The 3955-nt window shown below is 64.9% G+C and carries 4 protein-coding genes and 1 pseudogene; all 5 read left to right on the forward strand.

Annotation, left to right across the window (positions count from 1 at the left end; all coding sequences use genetic code 11):
• Positions 1 to 1005, forward strand: a 1005-nt coding sequence (locus H8B02_RS45900) for an autotransporter family protein (protein ID WP_229172308.1), incomplete at its 5' end; no start/stop codon positions are given.
• A gap of 241 nt (positions 1006 to 1246) precedes the next feature.
• A complete protein-coding gene (locus tag H8B02_RS45905; RefSeq protein WP_212312608.1) occupies positions 1247 to 1861 on the forward strand; it encodes a ribonuclease H-like domain-containing protein in 615 nt (204 codons plus the stop codon).
• A 182-nt stretch (positions 1862 to 2043) separates the two neighbouring features.
• Complete coding sequence (gene lptC, locus H8B02_RS45910; protein ID WP_229172309.1) at positions 2044 to 2769, forward strand: LPS export ABC transporter periplasmic protein LptC; 726 nt, start codon at positions 2044 to 2046, stop codon at positions 2767 to 2769.
• 5 nt (positions 2770 to 2774) lie between these two features.
• Positions 2775 to 3506, forward strand: coding sequence for an LptA/OstA family protein (locus H8B02_RS45915; RefSeq protein WP_376711793.1), 732 nt, complete (start codon positions 2775 to 2777; stop codon positions 3504 to 3506).
• Between the two features lie 263 nt (positions 3507 to 3769).
• A pseudogene (locus tag H8B02_RS45920) lies at positions 3770 to 3955 on the forward strand (LPS export ABC transporter ATP-binding protein); the annotation flags it as partial.

Consider the following 3955-nt stretch of genomic DNA (forward strand, 5'->3'; position numbering starts at 1 on the left):
GACCTGTCGTCGCTGACGCCGCCGCCGGCAGGCGCAGCGCCCGTCGAGCTCTACCGCGAGGAAGTCGCGGTCTATTCGGCGTTGCCGCAGGTCGCGCAGAAGCTCGGGCTCGCGGCGCTCGGCACCTTCCATCAGCGCCAGGGCGATCAGGCCATGCTGACCAGCAGCGGCGAACAGCCGGCGGCGTGGGCGCGCGCGTACGGTTCGCACAGCGCGCAGAGCTGGGCCGGCACGGTCAGCCCCTCCTTTGACGGCACCATGGCCGGCGTGCAGGTCGGCGTCGACATCCTGCGCCTTGAGTCCGCGCCCGGGCATCATGATCGCGCGGGCTTGTTCTATGCGTATGGCTGGGCCAGCGGCACCATCAACGGCTTCGCGCTCGGCATGACTAACGTCCGCACCGGCACGCTCTCGATCGACAGCCAGAATGTCGGCGGCTACTGGACCCATGTCGGCCCCTCAGGCTGGTACGTCGACGCCGTGCTGATGGGCAGCTTCTACGGTGCAAGTCCGCAGTCGGATCGTCAGGTCGGCGCGCTTGTGTCGGGCACCGGTGTCGCCGCGTCGCTGGAGGCCGGCGCGCCGATCCCGCTGAACCGCTTTCTCGCGATCGAGCCACAGGCGCAACTGATCTGGCAGCGCCAGTCGTTCGACAGCTTCAATGACTTCTTCTCCAGCGTCGCGCCCGGCAGCGCCGATACGCTAACCGGCCGGCTCGGCGTGCGCGTTCCCGCGACCTTCACCGTCGGCACCGCCGAACTGCGCCCCTATCTCGAGGCCAATCTCTGGCACACGGCCGCGAATGACCGCAGCATCGCCTTTGCGACGACCGACCTGATCGGCGTGCAAAGCCGCGGCACAGCCGTCGAGATCGGCGCCGGCGTTACCGCGCAGCTCAATCCCACGATCAGCGCCTATGCGAGCGCGGGTTACACGACGTCGGTGGACAGCACCCGCCGTGACGACATCACCGGCCGGTTCGGGCTGCGCGTCAGCTGGCAATAACGGCGCGCTTGCATGGGCGCTGTGGACCGCCCAAGCCATTGTCTCCGCTGCACAATGGCGCTAAACCCTGAACCATCTGTGCGTGCACAATGAGGTTCGCGTTGCCGGCGCTCCGCCCTTGATGGGCTTTGACGCCGAGACGCAAGCCAAGGCTTGGACAACGAGGCTTGATGCACGCTCGCCTGTCGGGGAATTGAACGATAGCTTGTCCCGAGAGCGATTCGACGAGGTTTTTGACAGCATGACCATCCGCCTGCATCGCGGCGACCTGCCTGATCTGTCCCGCTACACCGATTCCGTGGCAATCGACACCGAGACCATGGGACTGCATCCGCACCGTGACCGGCTCTGCGTGGTGCAGATGTCGAACGGTGACGGCACCGCCGACGTGATCCAGATTCCGAAGGGGCACACCGACTCGCCGAACCTGAAGGCGCTGCTCGCCAATCCTGCGATCACCAAGATCTTCCATTTCGCGCGGTTCGACGTCGCGGTGCTCTACAACACGTTCGGTGTGATGCCGGCGCCGGTCTATTGCACCAAGATCGCCTCGCGTCTGTCGCGCACCTACACCGACCGCCATGGCCTGAAGGATCTGGTGCGCGAAGTGCTGAACGTCGAATTGTCGAAGCAGCAGCAGTCGAGCGACTGGGGTGCGCAGAGCCTGAGCGAGGCTCAGCTCGCTTATGCCGCGTCCGACGTGCTGCACCTGCATGCGCTGCGCGACAAGTTGAATGTCATGCTGGCGCGCGAGGGACGGACCGATCTCGCGAAGGCTTGCTTCGATTTCCTGCCGACGCGCGCCAGGCTCGATCTCGACGGCTGGGAGGCCGAGGACATCTTCGCCCATTCCTGATTTCGTCCGTTCATGATAGGCGCCGAATTCGTCGCAGCAGGGCCGGTTCCGCCCCGTTTCGGCCAAACTGTTCACGCGTGGTCCGCCTTGAAGTCGGCTTGGGGGGCGCGACGCGAGGTCCGGGCTGCATATTCGGGCGGCTCCGGCTAGAATAGGGGCAATTCCGCGCCTCTGGAGCTCAGGTGAATTCGGTTCAGAATCCAGCCTATGTGACGGGCCTCGAGGCGCGCTTTGCCGCCGCCGCGCGGCACAGCCGCATGGTGCGGATCCTGCGCATCGCGGTGCCTGCGGTGGTCGGGCTGTCGATGGCCTCGATCATCTTCGTCTCGGTCTACAATCCATTCCGCGAAATGATCCCCAAGCTGCCGGTCGAGATGGACAACCTCGTGGTGTCGGGCACCAAGATCACGATGGAATCGCCGCATATCGCCGGCTTCTCGGCCGAAGGGCGGCCCTATGAAATGTGGGCCAAGGCGGCGATCCAGGACGTCACCGATCCCGATCATGTCGAGCTGAAGACGATCCGCGCCAAGGTGGCGCAGCAGGACGAGTCGACCGTGACGATGGATGCGCGCACCGGCTTCTTCGACAACAAGAAGCAGCTGCTCGATCTGCGCCAGGATATCTTCCTGCAGTCCTCCACCGGCTATGAAGCGAAGCTGACGCAGGCCTTCGTCGACATCAACAAGGGCAACGTGTCGTCGGACGAGCACGTCGACGTCAAGCTGCTCCAGGGCACGCTGACATCGGACCGGCTCAGGATCTACAACAGCGGCGAGCTCGTGCGGTTCGAAGGCAATGTCGTGATGAACCTGGACAAGCTCGGCGACAACAATCCGAGCCCGCCCGCCGAGCCCGCGCCACCTCCGCCGCCACCGAAGCCGCGCAAGTCCGCCAACCCGAAATGAATTTGATGATGAGACGTTTTCCGCACGGCATCGCAATTGCGGCCTTTCTGCTCACGCTGTTCGCAGCCGGCGCTGCGTCCGCGCAGGGCTCGATGAGTGGCGTTCCCAACGCCATGCAGGGCTTTTCGCAGAACCGCGACCAGCCGATCCAGATCGAGGCCGCCTCGCTCGAAATGCGCGACAAGAAGAAGGAGGCGACCTTCGCCGGCAATGTGAAGGTCGTGCAGGGCGACACCACCATGACCTCGAAGGTGCTGGTGGTGTTCTACGAGGATAAGTCGACGCCGGCACCGGCGCCGGCCACGGGCGGCACCAAGGCTGCCGCCGCGCAAAAGGGCGCGCCGATCCAATCGGCGACCCCCGGCCCCGGCGGCGCGTCATCGATCAAGCGGCTGGAGGCGAAGGGCAATGTCGTCGTCACCCAGAAAGACCAGATCGTCACCGGCGAGACCGCGATCTTCGACACCAAGACCAACCTGATCACCATGCTCGGCGGTGGGGGCGGCCAAGTGGTGCTGACCCAGTGCCAGAACGTGCTGCGCGGCGACCGCCTGCTGGTCGACATGACGACGGGCGTCTCGCGGGTGGAATCCGACAGCGGCAAGGTGCAGGGCCTGTTCATCCAGTCGCAGGGCGGACAGAACGGCAAGGGCGGCTGCGGCACACCGGCCGCCCCCGGCGCGGCCCCTGCAGCCCCGTCGCCGCTTCAACTGCTTCCGGGTAGCAAGTCGAAATAGGCTTCACAAAGTAGCTTCACGTAAGGCGAAGTAAAATCAATAAGTTAGATAATATTTTGCGGCCGCGAGGTTGAAGCGCGCGGGGTGAGACTGTATCTACTCCAGCGGCCCGGCCGGACGATGTGCCTTTGAGGGGGAGTTATGTTGGCCGGGACAGGGGCATCCATTCATTCAAGGCGCGGGTGATCGCGCTTTGCTGTGCGAATCGATTGGTCCGCAGGCAAGGTCGCGGGATCACCGTGAAAGGCTGAAGCGAAGCGGGGATGGTGGATTTTCTCGGCATGTTCCGGCGGCGCCCTGCGAAACGCAGTTCCGGATTTGCGCGCGCACATGACGACATCACGGCGCTCGGCGACCAGTTTGGCGAGATGCTGACGTCACCGGTGCGCGACGCGCCGCCGATGGCGCGCGCCGCTCCGGTTCCCGCCGTCGAGCTGCCGCGATCCCAG

It is taken from the genome of Bradyrhizobium altum, from assembly GCF_020889705.1.
GTDB classification, from domain to species: domain Bacteria; phylum Pseudomonadota; class Alphaproteobacteria; order Rhizobiales; family Xanthobacteraceae; genus Bradyrhizobium; species Bradyrhizobium altum.